Annotated in this window: 20 protein-coding genes; 8 read left to right on the top strand and 12 right to left on the bottom strand. The window is 38.0% G+C overall.

Going from position 1 to position 18,903, the window contains the following annotated elements:
- Positions 1 to 312: 312 nt before the first annotated feature.
- From AC6CH7_RS16285 to AC6CH7_RS16275, 3 genes are read right to left on the bottom strand one after another with little or no spacing between them, the layout of a single operon-like run.
- Positions 313 to 672 (bottom strand): CoA-binding protein, encoded by a 360-nt coding sequence (locus tag AC6CH7_RS16285; protein WP_498263754.1) that lies wholly within the window; start codon positions 670 to 672, stop codon positions 313 to 315.
- A 3-nt stretch (positions 673 to 675) separates the two neighbouring features.
- Positions 676 to 1,131: a DinB family protein gene (locus tag AC6CH7_RS16280; protein WP_498263753.1), complete on the bottom strand. Its 456-nt coding sequence runs from the start codon at positions 1,129 to 1,131 to the stop codon at positions 676 to 678.
- A 30-nt stretch (positions 1,132 to 1,161) separates the two neighbouring features.
- On the bottom strand, positions 1,162 to 2,703 hold the full coding sequence (locus AC6CH7_RS16275; RefSeq protein WP_498263752.1) for an NAD(P)/FAD-dependent oxidoreductase: 1,542 nt from the start codon (positions 2,701 to 2,703) through the stop codon (positions 1,162 to 1,164).
- A gap of 431 nt (positions 2,704 to 3,134) precedes the next feature.
- Between AC6CH7_RS16275 and AC6CH7_RS16270 the strand changes: the two genes are divergently transcribed.
- The 5 genes from AC6CH7_RS16270 (at position 3,135) to AC6CH7_RS16250 (ending at position 5,974) form a co-directional block, all read left to right on the top strand.
- Positions 3,135 to 3,716, top strand: a complete 582-nt coding sequence (locus tag AC6CH7_RS16270; protein WP_498263751.1) for a LemA family protein — start codon at positions 3,135 to 3,137, stop codon at positions 3,714 to 3,716.
- A gap of 83 nt (positions 3,717 to 3,799) precedes the next feature.
- Positions 3,800 to 4,243 (top strand): TPM domain-containing protein, encoded by a 444-nt coding sequence (locus AC6CH7_RS16265; protein ID WP_498263750.1) that lies wholly within the window; start codon positions 3,800 to 3,802, stop codon positions 4,241 to 4,243.
- A 3-nt stretch (positions 4,244 to 4,246) separates the two neighbouring features.
- Complete coding sequence (locus AC6CH7_RS16260) at positions 4,247 to 5,017, top strand: TPM domain-containing protein (RefSeq protein WP_498263749.1); 771 nt, start codon at positions 4,247 to 4,249, stop codon at positions 5,015 to 5,017.
- 5 nt (positions 5,018 to 5,022) lie between these two features.
- On the top strand, positions 5,023 to 5,421 hold the full coding sequence (locus tag AC6CH7_RS16255) for a hypothetical protein (RefSeq protein WP_498263748.1): 399 nt from the start codon (positions 5,023 to 5,025) through the stop codon (positions 5,419 to 5,421).
- A 1-nt stretch (position 5,422) separates the two neighbouring features.
- Positions 5,423 to 5,974 carry an NUDIX hydrolase gene (locus tag AC6CH7_RS16250; RefSeq protein ID WP_498263747.1) on the top strand — a complete coding sequence of 184 codons (552 nt, stop codon included), beginning with the start codon at positions 5,423 to 5,425 and terminating at the stop codon, positions 5,972 to 5,974.
- A 79-nt stretch (positions 5,975 to 6,053) separates the two neighbouring features.
- On the opposite strand, the gene dnaA is transcribed toward AC6CH7_RS16250, so the two are convergent.
- From dnaA to AC6CH7_RS16235, 3 genes are all read right to left on the bottom strand, one after another.
- On the bottom strand, positions 6,054 to 7,484 hold the full coding sequence (gene dnaA / locus AC6CH7_RS16245; RefSeq protein ID WP_048903745.1) for a chromosomal replication initiator protein DnaA: 1,431 nt from the start codon (positions 7,482 to 7,484) through the stop codon (positions 6,054 to 6,056).
- A 194-nt stretch (positions 7,485 to 7,678) separates the two neighbouring features.
- Positions 7,679 to 9,226: an acyl-CoA mutase large subunit family protein gene (locus tag AC6CH7_RS16240; protein WP_498263746.1), complete on the bottom strand. Its 1,548-nt coding sequence runs from the start codon at positions 9,224 to 9,226 to the stop codon at positions 7,679 to 7,681.
- Between the two features lie 2 nt (positions 9,227 to 9,228).
- Positions 9,229 to 9,774 carry a DUF7935 family protein gene (locus tag AC6CH7_RS16235; RefSeq protein ID WP_498263745.1) on the bottom strand — a complete coding sequence of 182 codons (546 nt, stop codon included), beginning with the start codon at positions 9,772 to 9,774 and terminating at the stop codon, positions 9,229 to 9,231.
- 179 nt (positions 9,775 to 9,953) lie between these two features.
- On the opposite strand from AC6CH7_RS16235, the gene AC6CH7_RS16230 reads away from it, so the two are divergent.
- Together AC6CH7_RS16230 and AC6CH7_RS16225 are read left to right on the top strand one after the other, a co-directional pair.
- Positions 9,954 to 10,307, top strand: coding sequence for a HesB/IscA family protein (locus AC6CH7_RS16230; RefSeq protein WP_294876974.1), 354 nt, complete (start codon positions 9,954 to 9,956; stop codon positions 10,305 to 10,307).
- Positions 10,308 to 10,399: 92 nt separating this feature from the next.
- Positions 10,400 to 11,632 (top strand): ABC transporter permease, encoded by a 1,233-nt coding sequence (locus tag AC6CH7_RS16225; protein ID WP_498263744.1) that lies wholly within the window; start codon positions 10,400 to 10,402, stop codon positions 11,630 to 11,632.
- 15 nt (positions 11,633 to 11,647) lie between these two features.
- Here the strand turns inward: AC6CH7_RS16225 and rfbB are convergent, their stop codons facing one another.
- The 5 genes from rfbB to AC6CH7_RS16200 are packed head-to-tail and all read right to left on the bottom strand — an operon-like array spanning position 11,648 to position 16,599.
- A complete protein-coding gene (rfbB, locus tag AC6CH7_RS16220; RefSeq protein WP_498263743.1) occupies positions 11,648 to 12,700 on the bottom strand; it encodes a dTDP-glucose 4,6-dehydratase in 1,053 nt (350 codons plus the stop codon).
- A 3-nt stretch (positions 12,701 to 12,703) separates the two neighbouring features.
- Complete coding sequence (locus tag AC6CH7_RS16215) at positions 12,704 to 13,270, bottom strand: hypothetical protein (protein ID WP_498263742.1); 567 nt, start codon at positions 13,268 to 13,270, stop codon at positions 12,704 to 12,706.
- A gap of 1 nt (position 13,271) precedes the next feature.
- On the bottom strand, positions 13,272 to 14,294 hold the full coding sequence (galE, locus tag AC6CH7_RS16210) for a UDP-glucose 4-epimerase GalE (RefSeq protein ID WP_498263741.1): 1,023 nt from the start codon (positions 14,292 to 14,294) through the stop codon (positions 13,272 to 13,274).
- Between the two features lie 5 nt (positions 14,295 to 14,299).
- Positions 14,300 to 15,289 (bottom strand): UDP-glucuronic acid decarboxylase family protein, encoded by a 990-nt coding sequence (locus AC6CH7_RS16205; RefSeq protein WP_498263740.1) that lies wholly within the window; start codon positions 15,287 to 15,289, stop codon positions 14,300 to 14,302.
- Complete coding sequence (locus AC6CH7_RS16200; protein WP_498263739.1) at positions 15,289 to 16,599, bottom strand: UDP-glucose dehydrogenase family protein; 1,311 nt, start codon at positions 16,597 to 16,599, stop codon at positions 15,289 to 15,291. Before AC6CH7_RS16200 ends, AC6CH7_RS16205 begins: the two co-directional genes overlap by 1 nt.
- Before the next feature lie 61 nt (positions 16,600 to 16,660).
- Here AC6CH7_RS16200 and AC6CH7_RS16195 point away from each other — a divergent pair, with 61 nt between their 5' ends.
- Positions 16,661 to 17,875: a 3-deoxy-D-manno-octulosonic acid transferase gene (locus AC6CH7_RS16195; RefSeq protein ID WP_498263738.1), complete on the top strand. Its 1,215-nt coding sequence runs from the start codon at positions 16,661 to 16,663 to the stop codon at positions 17,873 to 17,875.
- Here AC6CH7_RS16195 and hemH read toward each other — a convergent pair.
- Positions 17,872 to 18,885 (bottom strand): ferrochelatase, encoded by a 1,014-nt coding sequence (gene hemH / locus AC6CH7_RS16190; RefSeq protein WP_498263737.1) that lies wholly within the window; start codon positions 18,883 to 18,885, stop codon positions 17,872 to 17,874. The two genes, AC6CH7_RS16195 and hemH, sit on opposite strands and share 4 nt — an antisense overlap.
- Positions 18,886 to 18,903: the final 18 nt, after the last annotated feature.

Genomic DNA, 18,903 nt, shown 5'->3' with positions numbered 1-18,903 from the left:
TCTCACTGTTTCTCTTCCTCCGAAGCGGGATGCAAAAGTAGGAAAATTCAGCCACCACCCAAACATTTATACACTTTTTATTGCAAAATATCCCTAACTCACTAAACCACAACCAGAAAAATTAACAGCAAGTTAAAATCAGGTTAATTCTTTATCTCAAAATACCACTTACCAAGTGCTCTTCTATATAATATACTATAGCGTAGTATTACCTATAAGTATAATACATCATCGTCTATTCCCTCACATCAAAAAATCTTACAAACGACAAAAGGTCGTTCAGAATCGTTGGAAAGTCGTTGAGAAAATATACTAATACTGACCTGTAGATAACAACACCAGAGTACAAGCCTCTATCGGCTCAATATCATTTGCCAACAGCAGTTCTTCCAATTCCTGATTTTCAGTTCCAGGATTAAAAATAACTCGTTTAGGTTTTGTTTCTAGTATATAGTTATAGTAACCATTTTGCAAATGCGGACCTATATATAATGTAACCGTATCAATGTCATTATGCAGATGCCCTGGTTGCTCAATCTCTTCTCCGGCCACTGATCCTTTTTTTATGCCAACATTGATAATATTGTGTCCTTTTGATTTAAGCATATGCGCAGCTTTATAGGCATATCTGTCCGGATTAGGGCTCGCCCCTATAATTAGTGTTTTTTTCACAATCTAAAATTTTAATAACAATGAGATTTGCCCTGCATGATACGCGTGATGCTGCACCAAACCATTAAATAACTCAAAATAGTTCATTCTCTGACCCGAAACCTGATTAACAGCGGTTTTCCATTGGTCTTCAGAAATTTCTCTCGCAAGATTAAGCAGTTTTTCATTAGCTAAACGAAAATCACTTAAAATGGCATCCCATTCCTGCATTGTTTCTTCTTTAGGCATAGGCCAATCGCCTTTTTCAGGCTCCTTAGCCAAGTTGCCTTCCAATCTCGAAAAGACTTCTTCTGTCCATGAAGTTAAATGCAATACAAGTTCAGCGATAGTATGTGCAGTCGGAATTGGTCGTTTAAATATTTGATCTTTACTTACCGACGAAATAATAGCGGATACACTGTTGCCATGCCAGGCATCTCCACTATATCCTTTTCTGAGCTCATTTGCGAAATCAATCATACGAAAACAACAAATAAAAGGTAAATGTGTTTAGCTAAACTTTAAAACTGCATTGGCACAATTAACACCGTCAATAGCAGCCGACACTATACCTCCTGCATAACCAGCACCTTCAGCACAAGGATATAAGCCCGCAACCTGTGGATGTTGAAAAGTCTCTTTGTCTCTTGGAATCCTAACTGGTGATGAACTTCTACTTTCTACCCCCACTAAAATAGCCTCATTCGTATAATAACCTTTCATTTTTTTTCCAAACAGCGGCAAAGCATTTTTTAGACTTGATGCTACAAAATCTGGCAGCGTTTCTTTAAGCATTACACTCCGTGTTCCAGGCAAATAAGAATTTTTAGGTAGATCTACTGAAATTCGCCCCTCTACAAAGTCAACCATCCTTTGGGCAGGCGCAACCAGATCTCCCCCACCAAGCCTGAAAGCAGTTTTCTCTATTTCCGATTGAAAATGCATCATTCTTAGCGGATCGTCGCCTTTAACATCATCAAGCGTTATTTGCACCACCGTTCCGGAATTCGCAAATGGATTATTCCTTTTTGATGGCGACCATCCATTAACAACAATTTCATCAGCATAAGTTGCACAAGGGGCAATTATCCCCCCCGGGCACATGCAAAACGAGAACACGCCTCTGGCACCCACCTGCTCAACTAAACTATAATAAGCCGGAGGCAAAAATTCACTCCGGATATCGCAATGGTATTGAGCTGCATCTATAATAGATTGAGGGTGCTCTATTCTTACTCCCAGGGCAAATGGTTTGGCTTCAACAAGGATATTCTTTTTATGAAGCAATTCATAAATATCTCGTGCCGAGTGCCCGGTGGCTAGAATAACAGCGTCAGACAATAGTTTTTCTTCCCCGTTAATCTCTACACCTTTTATCTTTCCAAAATCAATTAAAACGTCCGTTACTTTTTGGTCGAAACGCACCTCTCCTCCTGCGTTTAAAATTGTTTCCCTTATTGCAGTAATTATATGGGGCAATTTATTTGTACCGATATGGGGGCGGGCATCAACAAGAATATCTTCCGCAGCCCCGTGCTGAACAAAGGCCTGAAGCACTTTATTAATATCCCCACGCTTATTGGATCGGGTATATAATTTTCCATCTGAATAGGTTCCAGCTCCCCCTTCACCATAACAATAATTAGATTCAGTATTTACAATACCTTCTTTGTTTATTGCTGCTAAATCCCTCCTTCGTTGTTTTACGTCTTTACCACGCTCAACCACTATTGGCTTTAATCCGTTTTCGATGCACTGAAGTGCTGCAAATAATCCGGCCGGACCAGCACCAACAATAATCACATGTTTCGCATTGCTAACATTTTTATAGTTAACAACAAACGATTCGGTCAATGGCGGTTCATCAATAAATGTTCTTACCTGCAGCCTGTATATTACTTTTCTTGAACGGGCATCAATTGATCTTTTAAGGATTTTATACCCGCCAATTCGAGAAAAGTTAATTTTTAAAGCTTCAGAAAGGTTTCTTTTAATCGCAGATATGTCGTCGATCTCTTCTGGAGCCAGGGTTATTTCGATGTCTTTTTGCATAATTATCGTCAGGTTTTTATCCTGAATTGATGCAAAGGTACATCTTACAATATTAAAAGATTCTTACTATTTTAAACATTAGACATAAATTTGAAAGCTTCTGACTTCTTTTGGCAGTACATGAATTGTAATTATGTCAGTTATTTTACAGCGAAAAAATTGCCCCCTCTTTCCCTAGAAAATTACTTTTCTTGAAAGCGAGTTATTTAATTTTTTAAGAATTTTATAGGCTTAACAATGAGAAATACCACCATTTTGAGTTTTTAAAAGGTTTTCACGGCGGCGATTATATTATTGACTTCTGCTGGAACCAGCGTAATTTAGATGTCTTTTTGCGTTATTGTTGTCAGGTTTTTCTACTGAACTGTAACAAAGGTACAGAAATTGAGTTCTAATGCGTAAATTAACACTGAAAAACAAAACAGAAAAATATGAAAAAAGTAGTTTTAGTAATTGTAGGAATCTTAGTCTTATTAGTGGCAGTAAGTGGTTGTGGTTACAACGGCTTGGTTAAACTGGATGAGGATGTAAAAACCAAATGGGCACAGGTTGAAACACAATATCAACGCCGTTCTGATTTGATCCCTAACCTTGTAAGCACAGTTAAAGGTGCAGCAAAGTTTGAACAGGGTACATTAACTCAGGTTATTGAAGCGCGTTCTAAAGCAAGCCAGATCACAATAGACCCTGATAAATTAACCGAAGAGAATATGCAAAAATATCAGGCTGCTCAAGGCCAGTTAAGTCAGGCATTAGGCAAATTAATGGTTCTAACTGAGAATTACCCTGAGCTTAAAGCTACTCAACAGTTTAGTGAATTATCAGCTCAGCTGGAAGGTACTGAAAATCGTATCACAGTAGCGCGTAAAGATTTTAACGAATCGGTTCAAACTTATAACACAAAGGTAAGATCATTCCCGAACAACATTACTGCAGGCATATTCGGATTTAGCCAAAAGGCAGCTTTTAAAGCTGATGTTGGTGCACAAAATGCACCAAAAGTAGAATTCTAATATACCATAACAACATTTAAGGGTAATGTATGTTTAAATGAATAAACATACATTACCCTTATCTTTATAAAAGCAATCCAATTATGGGGCCATTCACAGAACAAGAACAAGAACTAATTTCCCAAACCATATCCGATGCTGAAAAAGCTACTTCAGGCGAAATCAGAATTGCCATAGATAAGCATTGCAGCGGCGACGCATTTGAAAGAGCAACATCCTACTTTTCAAAACTTGGGATGGATAAGACATCAAGACACAATGGTGTATTGATATACCTTGCTTATGTTGATCATAAGTTTGCAATAGTTGGCGATAGTGGAATTAATAAAGTTGTACCTACAGATTTCTGGGAAACAACTAAAGTTGCAATGAGAGCTCATTTTGCCTCCGGCAATTTAGCTCAGGGCATTATAGCAGGCGTAATTTTGGCAGGAGAAAAACTTGCAACGTTTTTCCCTTCGCAAAATGACGACATTAATGAACTGCCAAATGACATTATTTTTATGGATCAGAATAAAACCACATAAGCTATGAAAAAACTAATCGTAGCATTATTCTTACTTACAACATCCATGATTGGGTTTGCTCAGGATTTTCCGGCAAAGCCAACCAAACTGGTAAATGATTATACTGGCACTCTTTCGGCTGATCAATTGCAACAATTAGAACAAAAACTGGTTGCATTTGATGATTCAAGCTCCACTCAAATTGCGGTAGCTGTATTAAAATCTGTTGGCGACTATGATATCAACGAGTATGCGCTTGAACTTGGTAGAAAATGGGGAGTTGGTAGCTCAGGGAAAAATAATGGGATAATGATCGTGGTTGCTCTTGGCGACAGAAAGATCTCTATCCAAACGGGCTATGGTCTGGAAGGAGTATTACCAGACATTTATGCAAAACGTATTATCGAAAACGAGATAAAACCATATTTTAAAACCGGAGATTATTATCAGGGACTTAATGCAGGTACTGATGCTATTATAAAATATACCAAAGGCGAATACAAGAACGAAAACCCAAAAAAGAAGAATGATGCGGGTGGAGGAGCCAGCATGTTGGCCATCATCATTATCATTGTTGTCATAATCATTATCCTTAGAAGAGGTGGTGGTAGCGGTGGCGGCGGACAAGTAATTGGTGGTCGCGGAGCTGCCGACGCTCTTTTCTGGAGTATGTTATTAGGCGGTGGCCGAGGTTCTGGCGGTGGCTGGGGCGGAGGTAGCAGTGGCGGAGGCGGTGGCTTCGGAGGCTTTGGTGGTGGTAGTTTTGGTGGCGGTGGTAGTAGTGGTAGCTGGTAAAGAATATGTTAAGAAGAGACTTAATTACAGCAGAAATTCAAAAACTTGCACAAGTTTTAGCCCGTATTATGGGTTTAAAGCTAGAAGGCAAATTGGCTGAGGCAGATGATCTGTTAATGGAATCATTGGTAAATAATTTTGGAATAACACCTGAAGAACTATTCTCTAGTAATTCTTCTAAATTTGAGGCACTGTTAACTGAAAAGGAATTTCCTGCCGAAAAATTAGAAATGCTGAGTCAGTTTCTTTACTCTCAATTCGATCCTTCGGTTATTAACCCAAGGAACGATTCTTTTGCTGAGAAGCTTTATTTAATATACTACTTGCTGGAAACAAAGCATCACATTATAAACATGACTAATCTTGACCGCCAAAAACTGGTTGATCAATACCTTAATACCTAATATGGAAATAAAAAAATGGCAAAGACTTTCATCAAAATATCTGGTGAAAGAAAGATGGGCGACATTACGTGTGGATACCTGTGATTTGCAAAATGGCGTTATAAAAGATGACTATTATGTACTTGAATACCCGAATTGGGTTAATGCCGTAGCAGTAACTGAAGACAATAAAATAATTTTGGTTCGCCAATATCGCCATGGTGCTGATATTATATCCTTAGAAGTTCCTGGTGGTGTTATAGATGGCGATGAATTGCCTGAGGTAGCCATTAAGAGAGAATTATTAGAAGAAACCGGTTATTCTTTTAAAAGTTCAGAATTGATAGCTACGTTATACCCCAATCCGGCAACATCTACAAATGTTACCTATACCTATTTACTAAAAGGCGGCGTTAAAACTCACGATCAGCACTTAGATGATCATGAAATCCTTAACGTTGAGGAATATACCATCGAAGAGGCTAAACAAATTCTAGTAGACAATAAAATTGATCAGGCATTACATTCAGCCGCATTATTTTATGGGTTAATGAAGCTTGATGTTTTAAAATAAACATTCAACTACAAAAAAAGACCCTGCAAGTTTTACTTGGAGGGTCTTTTTTTTGCGATAAGACTTGAGCTCTAATGATTTAGCTCATTTTTAATTTCTTTTGTATGTCGTGTACGTAACCTTTAAACTTCTTATCTGTATCAATCAGATCTTCGACTGTTTGGCATGCATAAATTACCGTAGAGTGATCTCTTCCTCCAAAAAAGGCTCCGATAGTTTTTAATGATGACTTAGTATGGCTCTTGGAAAGATACATGGAAATCTGTCTTGCCTGAACAATTTCACGTTTCCGTGTTTGTGATTTCACCATATCTACAGGAACTTCAAAATACTCACATACCAGTTTCTGGATGTATTCCATAGAAATCTCTTTGGAAGTATTTTTAATAAAGTTCTTCAACATTTGTTTAGCCAATGCCAAATCGATGTCTTTTTTGTTTAAAGTTGATTGAGCTAACAGGGAAACCATTGCACCTTCCAGTTCCCTTACGTTATTGTCAATGTTGTGGGCTACGTACTCCACTACTTCAGAAGGTAGTTCGATACCATCTGCATACATTTTCTTTTTAAGAATTGCTATTCTTGTTTCAAAATCAGGAATCTGCAAGTCTGCAGAAAGGCCCCATTTAAAACGGCTTAACAATCTTTCTTCTAGTCCGGCCAGATCTTTAGGTGCTTTATCTGATGATAAAATAACCTGCTTACCCGATTGATGAAGATGATTAAAGATATGGAAGAATATATCTTGCGTTTTTTCTTTACCGGCAAAGTTGTGTACATCATCCATGATGATTACATCCATTGCCTGATAGAAATTCACAAAATCATTAATCGTATTGTTCTTTAATGAATCTACAAATTGCTGACAGAATTTCTCACATGAAACATAAATTACCAGTTTGTCCGGCATGTTACGCTTAATTTCATTACCAATAGCCTGAGCAAGGTGTGTTTTTCCTAACCCTACTCCTCCATAAATCATTAAAGGATTAAATGAAGTACCTCCCGGTTTTGCGGCTACGGCATACCCCGCTGATCTTGCTAAACGGTTGCAATCCCCCTCTATGTAATTCTCAAACGTATAGTTAGAATTTAATTGAGGATCAACATTAAGTTTCTTTAACCCCGGAATGATAAAAGGATTCTTAATGTCTTTGTTTATAGAAACAGGAATTGGCATTGATTGAATCTTCGCCTCTGCCCCATTTCCATTACTCGGCATGTTAGTAGTATAAGGAGATCCCGTATTAGAAGATTTATCCACAACGATGTTATACTCTAATCTTCCCTCATCTCCTAATTGCTTTTTAACTGTCTTACGAAGCAGCCCTACATAGTGTTCTTCCAACCATTCATAGAAGAACAAACTAGGCACCTGTATGGTTAAAACTTTGCCTTCCAATTTCAATGCTGATATCGGCTCGAACCAAGTCTTGAAACTTTGGGTCGGTATGTTATCTTTTATGATTTGGAGACAGTTTTTCCACACTTCTGTACAAGTTTTTTCCATTGTTATTCTATAATTTGTTGGTTTACAGTAACGATACGAGCATAAAAAAACTGCTGTTTCGAGAGATCGAATATTCAAAAAATTATCAACAAAAAAAACTTAATTTTCATTTATTTGGTAACTGCTTAGGTAGCAATAACCTACCCTTCTTAACCTGAATTTTTTGTGTTAATAACTATTTATTAACATCCTTTTTAATATTCTCCAAAAACATTACGTAGCGTATCTGCTATTTCACCTAGCGTGGAATAGGCCTCTACGGCTATTAAAATATATGGCATTAGGTTCTCAGTCCCCTTTGCTGCTTCCCTTAAATTCTTCAACGCCTTTTCAACAGCAATGTTATCTCTTTCTGCTTTTAACTTGTTTATCTTCTCTGTTTGTATTGTACGAATAGATTCATCAATAGTAAATACCTCGGTTATCCCCTCTTGTTCCTGTGTAAATTTATTTACCCCAACAATAACCCTGGTGGCCTCTTCCACCTCAACCTGGTACCGGTAGGCTGCATCTGCGATCTCGTTTTGGATATACTCGTTTTCTATCGCATTTACTGACCCGCCCATCGCGTCTATTTTATCTATGTACAGCTGCGCTGCTGCCTCAACTTCGTCTGTTAATGTTTCTACAAAGTAAGAGCCGGCCAATGGGTCAACTGTATCTGTTACCCCACTCTCAAAAGCAATTACCTGTTGTGTGCGCAAGGCGATTTTTGCTGCCGCTTCTGTCGGCAACGACAGTGCCTCATCATAACCGTTTGTATGCAAGGACTGTGTGCCTCCTAAAACTGCAGCCAGGGCCTGATTGGTGACTCTTATTACATTATTAAGTGGCTGTTGGGCTGTAAGCGTAGACCCACCTGTTTGTGTGTGAAAACGAAGCATTTGAGCTTTCTCATCTGTAGCCCCAAGTTCCTTTGTTATTTTCGCCCACATTCTTCTGGCAGCCCTGAATTTGGCAATTTCCTCAAAGAAATTATTGTGGCAGTTGAAAAAGAAAGAAAGTCGCTTAGCAAATACATTAATATCCAATCCCTTCTCTAATGCAGCATTCAGATATGCCTTTCCATTTGCCAGCGTAAAGGCCAGCTCCTGAACGGCGGTTGAACCTGCTTCCCTGATATGATAGCCTGAAATGGAAATTGTATTCCACTTAGGCACTTCTTTACTGCAATACTCAAAAATATCTGTAATAATCCTCATAGAGGGTTTTGGCGGATATATATAAGTCCCCCTTGCGGCATACTCCTTTAAGATATCGTTTTGAATAGTGCCAGATATTTGCTTAATATCAGCTCCCTGTTTTTTGGCCAGGGCAATATACATAGCCAACAAGATCGAGGCTGTAGCATTTATTGTCATAGATGTGGTGATCTTTTGCAACTCTATCCCATCAAACAAGATTTCTATATCTTTCAGGGAATCAATTGCAACACCGACCTTGCCAACCTCACCTTCGGCCATATCGTGGTCAGAATCATATCCAATCTGGGTGGGAAGATCAAATGCAACAGACAGGCCCATTGTTCCTTGTTTAAGCAAATAATGGTACCGCTTGTTGGATTCCTCTGCAGTCGAAAATCCGGCGTATTGCCGCATAGTCCACAGCCGGCCTCTATACATATCTTTCTGAATCCCTCTGGTAAAAGGAAATTCTCCTGGGGCCTCTGTTAAAGGCTTCGAAGTAGTATATATTTCTTTTATTTCAATACCGGAAGTAGTGGTAAAACTTTTCTCTTTCATGGTTAAAATAACAAATGAATGTCCTTTTTAATAAGATCTAATGTTAAATCATAAGGGTTATCAGCTATATCAGTCATATGCTGCAATATCTTTCTACTCAAATCTACACCGGCAGCTTCCACCGGTAATCCTCTCGCAGCATTGCTAACCATGGTTAAAGTATCATCCTTAAGTTTTCGAACAACATCCCATGTTTGGGCACTTACATATAACTGTTGGGCAACATTATGCTGATATTCGGATCTTATTTCATTAAGTAAAACCGATTGAAGATCCACAACAGAAATACCCTGCTGATGTACGCGAATCAGTAAATTTGCAGGATTGATCCTATCCACAAAAACAATCAGACGTTCATAGGCCTGCAACCGCAACGGAAGAATCTGCAAATGTTCGTCTTTTTTAGGTTCTGATGGTTTTGTTTCAACATATTTTGTGTCCAGATACCTTCTCAGGTCATTTATAAAAAGATAATATCCTGCTGCAACTGTTATAATACCACCTGTGGCTAGTGTGGCAACTTCTGTTAAAAAGTTTTGTACGTTCATTCAGCTTTGTTTGAATACAGTAATAATTAGTATAGAGTCTCAGCAAAAATGTACATTTTATTTATATTTACCCCACTATTTGATTTTTTAAATGACCAGATAGAGGTCTCTATTAGAGATAGCTATAGCGTTTTTATAAACAATTATGACTAAATTTGTACTTCCTAATTTTTAATAATATGAGTAATACAGTTGATACAGCATTTGCACCGGTAACTTTTACAGAAGGCGCTGTAAAGGAGCTTTTTAAATTAAAAGATCAGCAAGAAATTTCTGAGGACTTCGGGTTACGCGTAGGTGTTGACGGTGGAGGCTGCTCTGGAATGAGCTATGTACTTGGTTTTGATCAGAAAAAAGACGGTGATCAGGAATTTATTATAGATGGCATTAAAGTCTTCATGCACAAAGCGCATCAGATGTATTTGATGGGAATGCAGGTAGATTGGCAAGATGGATTAAACTCAAGAGGCTTCACTTTCAGTAACCCAAATGCAAGTAGCACTTGTGGTTGCGGAACAAGTTTCTCAGTTTAAGTTCCTATTCTTTTGTAACATTATACATGGTCTCGTTGTCTTAACAGCGGGACTTTTTATTTTTATCCCTTTAAGAATATATTTCATCTGAAATGACCTATACTGAAAACGTAAAACTAGCCCTTCAATCAATAAAAAGCAACAGGTTGCGTACCATGCTCACAGCATTGATCATCGCAATTGGTTTATCTGCATTAGTAGGTATATTAACGACGCTCGATGCTGTTAAAAAAAGTATGACTGAAGCCTTCTCCAGTATGGGAGCCAATGCATTTACCATCAGAAACAGAGGGTCGGGCATAAGGGTTGGTGGCTCTGGCCAAAGGCCAAAACCATTCCGGTCTATCAAATATGAAGATGCCGTAAGTTTTAAAGAAAGGTTAAATACTCCTGCAACAGTGGCGATCAGTGTATTCGCTACCGGAGGCTCAACAGCTAAGTTTGGTGCTGAAAAAACTAACCCGAACATCAATATTCAGGGTATAGATGAAAATGGATTGAACTCACAGGGGCTGAATCTTTCGCTTGGACGTAATTTTAGTCCTGCCGAAGTAGTGTCGGGAAACAACGTCTGTATAATAGGCAATGAGATTAGAACCAAACTTTTCAAGGATCAAAGTCCGATAGATAAAGTCATTAATGTTGGAAACAACAGGTTAAAAGTTATTGGAGTTCTTGAGTCCAAGGGGCAAAGCATGGGTTTTAGCGGCGACAGATCCGTCTATGTTCCTCTGCTAAAGGCTAAGTTGATTAACTCCAACTCAAATCCTTCATATACCATAACCGTAATGGTACCAAGTAACGATCAGATGGATAACATTATTGGCGAAGCTACATCAGAACTAAGAAAGATAAGAAAAGTAAAAGTTTCAGAACCTAATAATTTTGAGATCACAAAAAGCGATTCCCTTGCCCAAACCCTTTTCGAACAATTAAGGTATGTGGTGTTAGGAGGAATTGCCATTGGGGCCATCACACTAATTGGCGCATCCATTGGCCTAATGAATATTATGTTGGTTTCTGTAACAGAAAGAACCCGGGAAATCGGAATCAGGAAGGCCATCGGTGCAAATCCTTCTGTAATTCGTAAACAATTCTTAATAGAGGCCGTTATAATTTGTCTTATCGGAGGCGCATTCGGCATATTCCTCGGAATAGCCATAGGAAATCTAATCTCATTTGCAATGGGAGGATCATTCATAATACCATGGGAATGGATTATGGGCGGATTTGCACTTTGTGTTGGCGTAGGTATTATTTCGGGCTATTACCCTGCAAAAAAAGCCTCTAAACTCGATCCGGTAGAAGCTTTAAGATATGAATAAAAAAAGGGAAGATAATTATCTTCCCTCGTATTGATTTTCGTAGTAAGCCTGGTAATTCCCGGAGGTGACATCAGAAAGCCATCCTTCATTTTTTAAATACCACTCTACTGTTTTTTCTAATCCTTCTTCAAACTGTAAACTAGGTACCCAGTTTAGTTCATTTTGAAGTTTAGTAGAGTCAATAGCGTAACGTAAGTCATGACCAGCTCTGTCTGTTACAAAAGTAATCAGCTTTGCCGATTCCCCTTCTGCCCTACCTAGTTTCTTGTCCATGATCTTACATAGTAAATGAATAAGATCTATGTTTTTCCATTCGTTATGACCACCAATGTTATAAGTTTGTCCGGTTTTAGCCTGATGGAAGATAACATCAATTGCGCGCGCATGATCCTCTACCCATAACCAATCGCGAACATTCTCGCCCTTACCATATACCGGTACTGGTTGTTCATTTTTAATATTATTGATTGCCAATGGTATCAGTTTCTCCGGAAAATGATGAGATCCGTAATTGTTGGAACAATTAGACACAACTATATCTATCCCATAAGTATCATGATAAGCTCTTACAAAATGGTCAGAAGATGCTTTTGAAGCAGAGTAAGGACTATGTGGGTCATAAGCTGTAGATTCAGTAAACATTCCTGTTTCGCCAAGCGCACCGTAAACTTCATCTGTTGAAACATGGTAAAACCTTTTCTTATCGTAGCTACCTTTCCAGTATTCACGTACCGCATTCAAAAGATTAACTGTTCCAATAACATTGGTCATCACAAAAGCTGTCGGATCAGTGATTGATCTGTCAACATGCGATTCAGCAGCTAAGTGAATAACTGCATCAAAATTCTCTTTACCAAATAAATCATTTATTACAGTTGCATCCGTAATGTCAGCTTTAACAAAACGGTAATTCGGTTTATCCTCAATATCGGTAAGATTTGCAAGGTTACCGGCATAGGTTAACTTGTCCAGATTTACAATCATGTAATCAGGATAGTTATTTACAAATCTTCTTACAACATGAGAGCCAATAAATCCAGCTCCTCCGGTTATTAATATTTTTTTCATAGTCTATAATTCTTTAGGCAGTCCAAGTTCCAGAGCTACCGAAGATGTTCTGTTTTGATATATTTTAGCGAGCACAGCATTTAATCGATCCTTTAAATCAAACTGCAGGTCTTCATGTAGTTTGTAAAATTTATTTAATACTGAAACTGTCGACTTAACAAAGTAAACAGAAAGTTTTTCATTGAACTTATGCAGTGGCGAAAAAATACCCTCATTAAAATCTATTGGAGTTTGGTTTAATAAATGAATTCTCAACTCCATTTCTGTAGTAACATCCTTTGTTACCTTAAAATGATGACTGATGCTCCCATTTAATTTGCGCATTTTCAATAGCGTATCCTTTGAAGTGAGTTTTCTATTAGATAAAAGCTCTTTGGCCGTTCCATCTATAGTTGCCAATAGTTTTTCATACCGTTCTACCAGATCATGTTCGTCTTCGAGCAACTTAAAGTGCAAATGTTCCGTTAAAACCTTATCCTTTGCAATTAGTCTGAGCAATAATTTATCCTTTTCCTTTTCAGGAAGAGATTTTATCTCCAGTTTAAGGTCCTTATGCTCGCTTAACAGCATATTAAAATGGATTGTCTTTTAGGTATTTCTCCCAGTTCCAGGCAGACGACATCATTACATCAATATCCAATTCTGCCTTCCAGTTTAAATCTCTCGCAGATTTTGTTACATCACCCCAAACTTTCTCGATATCACCTTCTCTCCTGGCTCCAATAGTGTAATCCAGTTTTTGTCCTGTTGATTTCTCAAAGGCATCAATAATTTGTAATACTGAAGATCCTTTTCCGGTGCCTAAGTTAAACACTTCGTAATTTGAATCTGCTTTACTACCTTCCAGGCGTTTAATAGCTGCAACATGTGCTTTAGCTAAATCTACCACATGAATATAATCTCTCATTGCACTACCGTCTGGAGTATCATAGTCATTACCATAAACAGTTATTGGTCCGCGCTTTCCAATGGCCGACTGTGTAATGAATGGGACAAGGTTTTGAGGAACACCAATTGGCAACTCACCGATTAAGGCAGTTTCGTGCGCACCTACCGGGTTAAAATAACGAAGTGAAATTACATTTAGCGAAGGTGTAACTGCACAGGTTTCCTGCAAAATTTCCTCAGCTATCTGTTTTGTATTGCCATATGGCGATTCTGCTTTTTTTGTAGGAGCCGCTTCAGTTACCGGCAGTACATCTGGCTGGCCATAAACGGTACATGATGAAGAAAACACCAATTTAACTGAACTGTTAAACGCAGTAATCAGGTTAATTAGCGAATAAAAATTATTTTTATAATACTTTAGTGGCTGTTGTACAGATTCTCCAACTGCTTTAAAAGCTGCAAAGTGGATCACTCCACCAATATCAGTATTTTTCGCTGCAAATTCATTTACCTTTGCTTCATCACATAGGTTAAGCTGAACAAATTCTGGCTTAATTCCTATAATTGCTTCTATTTGATCAAGTATTTTAGGGTTAGAATTAGAGAGGTCATCAATAATTACCACCTCATATCCTGCATTATGCAATTCAACTACTGTATGTGAACCAATAAAACCGGTTCCCCCAGTTACTAATATTTTAGACATTCTTATTAACGATTATATGTTGTAAAATCTTTATGTTCCTTGTTTATTAAAGCATCAGCTGGCAACGATTTAAAATATTCGTAGGTAATCTTTAATCCTTCTGCACGACTAACTTTTGGTTCCCAGCCCAAAATCTCTCTTGCTTTTGTAATATCCGGGCGGCGCTGTTTCGGATCATCCACCGGCAAATCTCTTAAAACCAGTTTCTGACTTGTTCCTGTTAGTTTAATAATCTCCTCTCCAAATTGCTTAATTGTTATCTCATCCGGGTTACCAATATTTACCGGCATCACGTAATCACTTAACAATAACCTGTAAATACCTTCTATCAGATCATCAACATAGCAGAAAGACCTGGTTTGAGACCCATCACCAAACACGGTTAAGTCCTCACCTCTTAAGGCCTGACCAATAAAAGCAGGTAAAACACGTCCATCATTTAGTCGCATTCTAGGGCCATAAGTATTAAAAATCCTAACTATTCGTGTTTCCACGCCATGAAAGGTATGATAAGCCATAGTCATCGCTTCCTGAAAACGTTTGGCTTCGTCATAAACCCCTCTGGGCCCAACCGGATTAACATTTCCCCAGTATTCCTCAGGTTGTGGGTTTACATTTGGATCTCCGTAAACTTCTGAAGTAGAAGCAATCAGCATCCTTGCTTTTTTATTCTTTGCTAAACCTAACAGATTGTGTGTTCCTAAAGATCCAACCTTTAAGGTTTGAATAGGAATTTTAAGGTAATCAATAGGGCTTGCAGGCGAGGCAAAATGTAGAATATAATCTAACTTACCAGATACATGAACAAATTTCGAAACATCATGATGTGCAAATTCAAAACTCTCCAGACCAAATAAATGTTCTATATTTTTCAGATCCCCTGTTATCAGGTTATCCATGGCAATAACATAATAGCCTTCTTTTATAAACCTATCGCACAAATGCGATCCTAGAAAACCGGCAGCACCGGTTATTAAAACTCTTTTACGTCCCATTAGTTTATTAGCTTACGGCCTACACTATTATAGTAATAACCTAAGTCAATCATCTTTTCTAAGTCGTATAGGTTACGGCCGTCAAAAATAACCTTGTTAGTCAATGTCTGCTCCATTCTTTCAAAATCAGGATTTCTAAAAACAGACCACTCGGTTGCAATCAATAATGCATCTGCACCTTCCAAAGCTTCGTACTGATTGGTTGAATATTGAATTTCATCCCCTATCAACGCTTTTACGTTATCAATTCCTTCCGGGTCAAATGCAGTAACCGTTGCACCGTGTTTCACTAGCTCTTTAATAATATACAAAGCTGGTGCCTCACGGATATCATCTGTTTCAGGTTTAAAGGCTAAGCCCCATAAAGCGAAATGCTTGCCTTTTAAATCATTTTTATAATATTTTAAAAGCTTATCAACCAATACAACTTTCTGTTTTTCGTTCACATTCATTACTGCCCTCAGAATCTGAAAATCATAATTATGTTCATCTGCAGCTTTGGCTAATGCTTGTACATCTTTAGGGAAGCAACTTCCGCCATAACCAATACCTGGGAACAAGAACCTTTTGCCAATTCTGGCGTCAGATCCAATACCTTTACGTACCGCATCAACATCAGCCCCTACAATTTCGCATAAATTAGCTACCTCATTCATAAATGTGATTTTGGTAGCAAGAAATGAATTAGCAGCATATTTTGTCAGCTCGGACGATCGTTCGTCCATAAACAATATCGGATTTCCTTGTCTAACATACGGGCCATATAGCTCCAAAAGCAATTTCTTCGCTTTTTCACTACTGGTACCAATAACCACCCTATCAGGTTTCATAAAATCATCTACAGCTACACCTTCACGTAAAAACTCAGGGTTAGAAACCACATCAATTTCTACTGAAGTATTTTCTTTGAAAACAGCCTGCACCTTATCTGCTGTTCCAACCGGAACTGTCGATTTATTAATAACTATCTTATATTCAGTAACCAACTTAGAAATATCTTTTGCTGCTCCTAAAATATACGATAGATCTGCCGCACCATCGCCACCTGGAGGCGTAGGCAAAGCCATAAAAATAATTTGTGCATCCTTAATTCCGGCTGCAAGATCAGTAGTAAAAACTAACCTTCCCTGAGCAATATTTCTGTGAAATAAAACATCTAATCCGGGTTCATAAATAGGAACTTCACCATTTTGCATTTTGAGCACTTTGGCTTCATTAACATCAACGCATATTACGTCGTTACCAGTTTCGGCCAAACAAGTACCGGTAACTAAACCTACGTACCCTGTTCCTATTACGGCTATTTTCATATATTAATTCGGTTTTAATTTTATTGAAGTATCTTCGGCTAAGATAAGAAATAAACACAAAATGCTTTTGCTTTATAATATCGCGATTCAACTTTATGGTTTAATTATTAAAATATTCTCCCTGTTCAATAATAAAGCTAAACTTTTTGTTCAAGGAAGAAAGAATATTTTCAAAAAAATACTAAAAAAGATAGATCCCGCTAAGTCAAATATCTGGTTTCACTTCGCCTCACTTGGAGAGTTTGAACAAGGTCGGCCTTTATTAGAAAAAATTAAAAGTACTTATCCCGAAAAACAAATCATAATCACTTTTTTCTCCCCATCGGGATATGAGATCAGAAAAGACTACGCCTTGGCTGACGGGGTATTTTACCTGCCACTTGATACACCCGGTAATGCCAAAGAACTCATTGCGGCAATAAATCCTGAAATAGCGGTGTTCACTAAATATGAGTATTGGTATCATTATTTCAAAACCCTTCACAAATCTGGCATCCCACTTTACATTATATCCGGTATTTTCAGACCCGATCAGATTTTCTTTAAATGGTATGGTTCATTTAACCGCAAAATTTTAAGTTTTGTAAATCACTTTTTTGTGCAGAACGAGGAAAGCAAACAGTTGCTCAGTCAAATAAACATAAACAATGTAAGTATCAGCGGAGATACCCGGTTTGACCGGGTCGCAGAGAATGCAAAATCGCCAAAGGAATTTGAAACAATCAGAAAATTCTGTGATAACAAGAGTACCCTTATTGCAGGAAGCACCTGGCCAGCTGATGAGCGTTTACTAGCCGCACTCATTAGCGCCCACCCAAACTGGAAATTTATCATTGCCCCTCATGAAATAGATAAGGCGCACATAGACGAAATTGTAAAACTTATCCCTGAAGCAGTTAAGTATTCAGCATTTACAGATCAATCTATTAATGCCCAAACGCTGATAATAGATAACATTGGTCTTTTATCATCTATCTATCAGTACGGACAAATCGCTTATATAGGCGGGGGATTTGGGGTAGGGATACACAATACCCTGGAGGCTGCCGCATTTGGAATACCTGTAATCTTTGGCCCCAAATACGATAAATTTCAAGAGGCAAAAGACCTGATTTCTATAAATGCTGCTATTAGCATTAACAACGCTGAAGAATTATTTAGTGCATTCCAAAAACTTACAGCGCATAAAACTTCGGGTGATCTTGCAAAAAGATATGTGCATACTAAAACCGGATCAACAGATCAGATCATTAAATACATCGCTCAAAATTTTTAGCTCACCGCCATTTCTGCAATGGCATCAATAAACTTTGGATGATCATTCAGGCTTTCAACCAACTGAACATGCTCGCCACCTAAGGCCTTAAATTCTTCATGATATTCAACGGTAATTTCATAAAGTGTTTCCAGGCAGTCGGCCACAAAGGCAGGGCTAAATACAAGTAAACGTTTTTTTCCTTCAGCAGCAAGCTTCTTTAATACGTCGGTTGTATATGGCTGTACCCATGGCTCTTTGCCCAAACGCGATTGGAAGCAAACAGTATAATTTTCTCTGGAAATATTCAATCTCTCAGCAAGTAACCTTGCTGTATCGTGGCCCTGAGCAGAGTAACAAAACTTATTGGTATCGTTTAAAGTTTCGCAGCAATTGTCCTTTTTCAGACAGTAATTACCCGTATGGTCGCACTTTAACAGTTGTCGCTCCGGAAGCCCGTGAAAACTAAACAATACGTGATCATATGTCTCAGGCTGATATTTCTTTGCATTTTCTGCAAAAACATCTAGCATCAATTCGTTATCGTGGAATGAATTTACAAATGAAACCGGAGGTATAGTGGTCCATTTACTTACAATTTCCATTACACTCTGTATTACAGAACCACTACTAGCAGAAGCATATTGAGGAAACAAAGGAATTATCTTTATACTTTCGACCAAACCGGCTTTCATTTTATCTAAAGCAGACTGAATCGAAGGGTTCTGATACCTCATTGCCAGTTCAACATGATATTCATTTCCTAATTTCTCTTGAACTAATGCAGCTTGTATTTTGCTATAATATAGTAATGGGGATCCGTTTTCATCCCAGATTTCTTTATATAATTTTGAAGTTTTAGGGCTGCGAAAAGGAACAATTATACCTTTAACCAATAGTGTACGGTTAAAAGCATTAATATCAATTACACGCTCATCCATCAAGAACTGATCAAGATATTTGCGTACATCTTTTACTTCCGGACTATCCGGAGTTCCCAAATTCACTAATAAAACGCCCTTTTTTCCCATAATTCGGCCCAAAATTAA

Source organism: Pedobacter sp. GQ55 (assembly GCF_059758925.1).
Note: the sequence above shows the minus strand (reverse complement) of the source record. Positions and strands in the feature narration are given on the sequence as shown.

Coding starts and splice junctions, on each gene's coding strand:
- AC6CH7_RS16200 (WP_498263739.1), bottom strand. CDS start 16,599: ATGAAAATAGCCGTAATAGGAACAGGGTACGTAGGTTTAGTTACCGGT.
- AC6CH7_RS16260 (WP_498263749.1), top strand. CDS start 4,247: ATGAAAAAACTAATCGTAGCATTATTCTTACTTACAACATCCATGATT.
- AC6CH7_RS16270 (WP_498263751.1), top strand. CDS start 3,135: ATGAAAAAAGTAGTTTTAGTAATTGTAGGAATCTTAGTCTTATTAGTG.
- AC6CH7_RS16205 (WP_498263740.1), bottom strand. CDS start 15,289: ATGGGACGTAAAAGAGTTTTAATAACCGGTGCTGCCGGTTTTCTAGGA.
- AC6CH7_RS16230 (WP_294876974.1), top strand. CDS start 9,954: ATGAGTAATACAGTTGATACAGCATTTGCACCGGTAACTTTTACAGAA.
- AC6CH7_RS16265 (WP_498263750.1), top strand. CDS start 3,800: ATGGGGCCATTCACAGAACAAGAACAAGAACTAATTTCCCAAACCATA.
- AC6CH7_RS16215 (WP_498263742.1), bottom strand. CDS start 13,270: ATGCTGTTAAGCGAGCATAAGGACCTTAAACTGGAGATAAAATCTCTT.
- AC6CH7_RS16240 (WP_498263746.1), bottom strand. CDS start 9,226: ATGAAAGAGAAAAGTTTTACCACTACTTCCGGTATTGAAATAAAAGAA.
- AC6CH7_RS16280 (WP_498263753.1), bottom strand. CDS start 1,131: ATGATTGATTTCGCAAATGAGCTCAGAAAAGGATATAGTGGAGATGCC.
- AC6CH7_RS16225 (WP_498263744.1), top strand. CDS start 10,400: ATGACCTATACTGAAAACGTAAAACTAGCCCTTCAATCAATAAAAAGC.
- AC6CH7_RS16195 (WP_498263738.1), top strand. CDS start 16,661: ATGCTTTTGCTTTATAATATCGCGATTCAACTTTATGGTTTAATTATT.
- hemH (WP_498263737.1), bottom strand. CDS start 18,885: ATGGGAAAAAAGGGCGTTTTATTAGTGAATTTGGGAACTCCGGATAGT.
- dnaA (WP_048903745.1), bottom strand. CDS start 7,484: ATGGAAAAAACTTGTACAGAAGTGTGGAAAAACTGTCTCCAAATCATA.
- rfbB (WP_498263743.1), bottom strand. CDS start 12,700: ATGAAAAAAATATTAATAACCGGAGGAGCTGGATTTATTGGCTCTCAT.
- AC6CH7_RS16255 (WP_498263748.1), top strand. CDS start 5,023: ATGTTAAGAAGAGACTTAATTACAGCAGAAATTCAAAAACTTGCACAA.
- AC6CH7_RS16250 (WP_498263747.1), top strand. CDS start 5,423: ATGGAAATAAAAAAATGGCAAAGACTTTCATCAAAATATCTGGTGAAA.
- AC6CH7_RS16275 (WP_498263752.1), bottom strand. CDS start 2,703: ATGCAAAAAGACATCGAAATAACCCTGGCTCCAGAAGAGATCGACGAC.
- galE (WP_498263741.1), bottom strand. CDS start 14,294: ATGTCTAAAATATTAGTAACTGGGGGAACCGGTTTTATTGGTTCACAT.
- AC6CH7_RS16235 (WP_498263745.1), bottom strand. CDS start 9,774: ATGAACGTACAAAACTTTTTAACAGAAGTTGCCACACTAGCCACAGGT.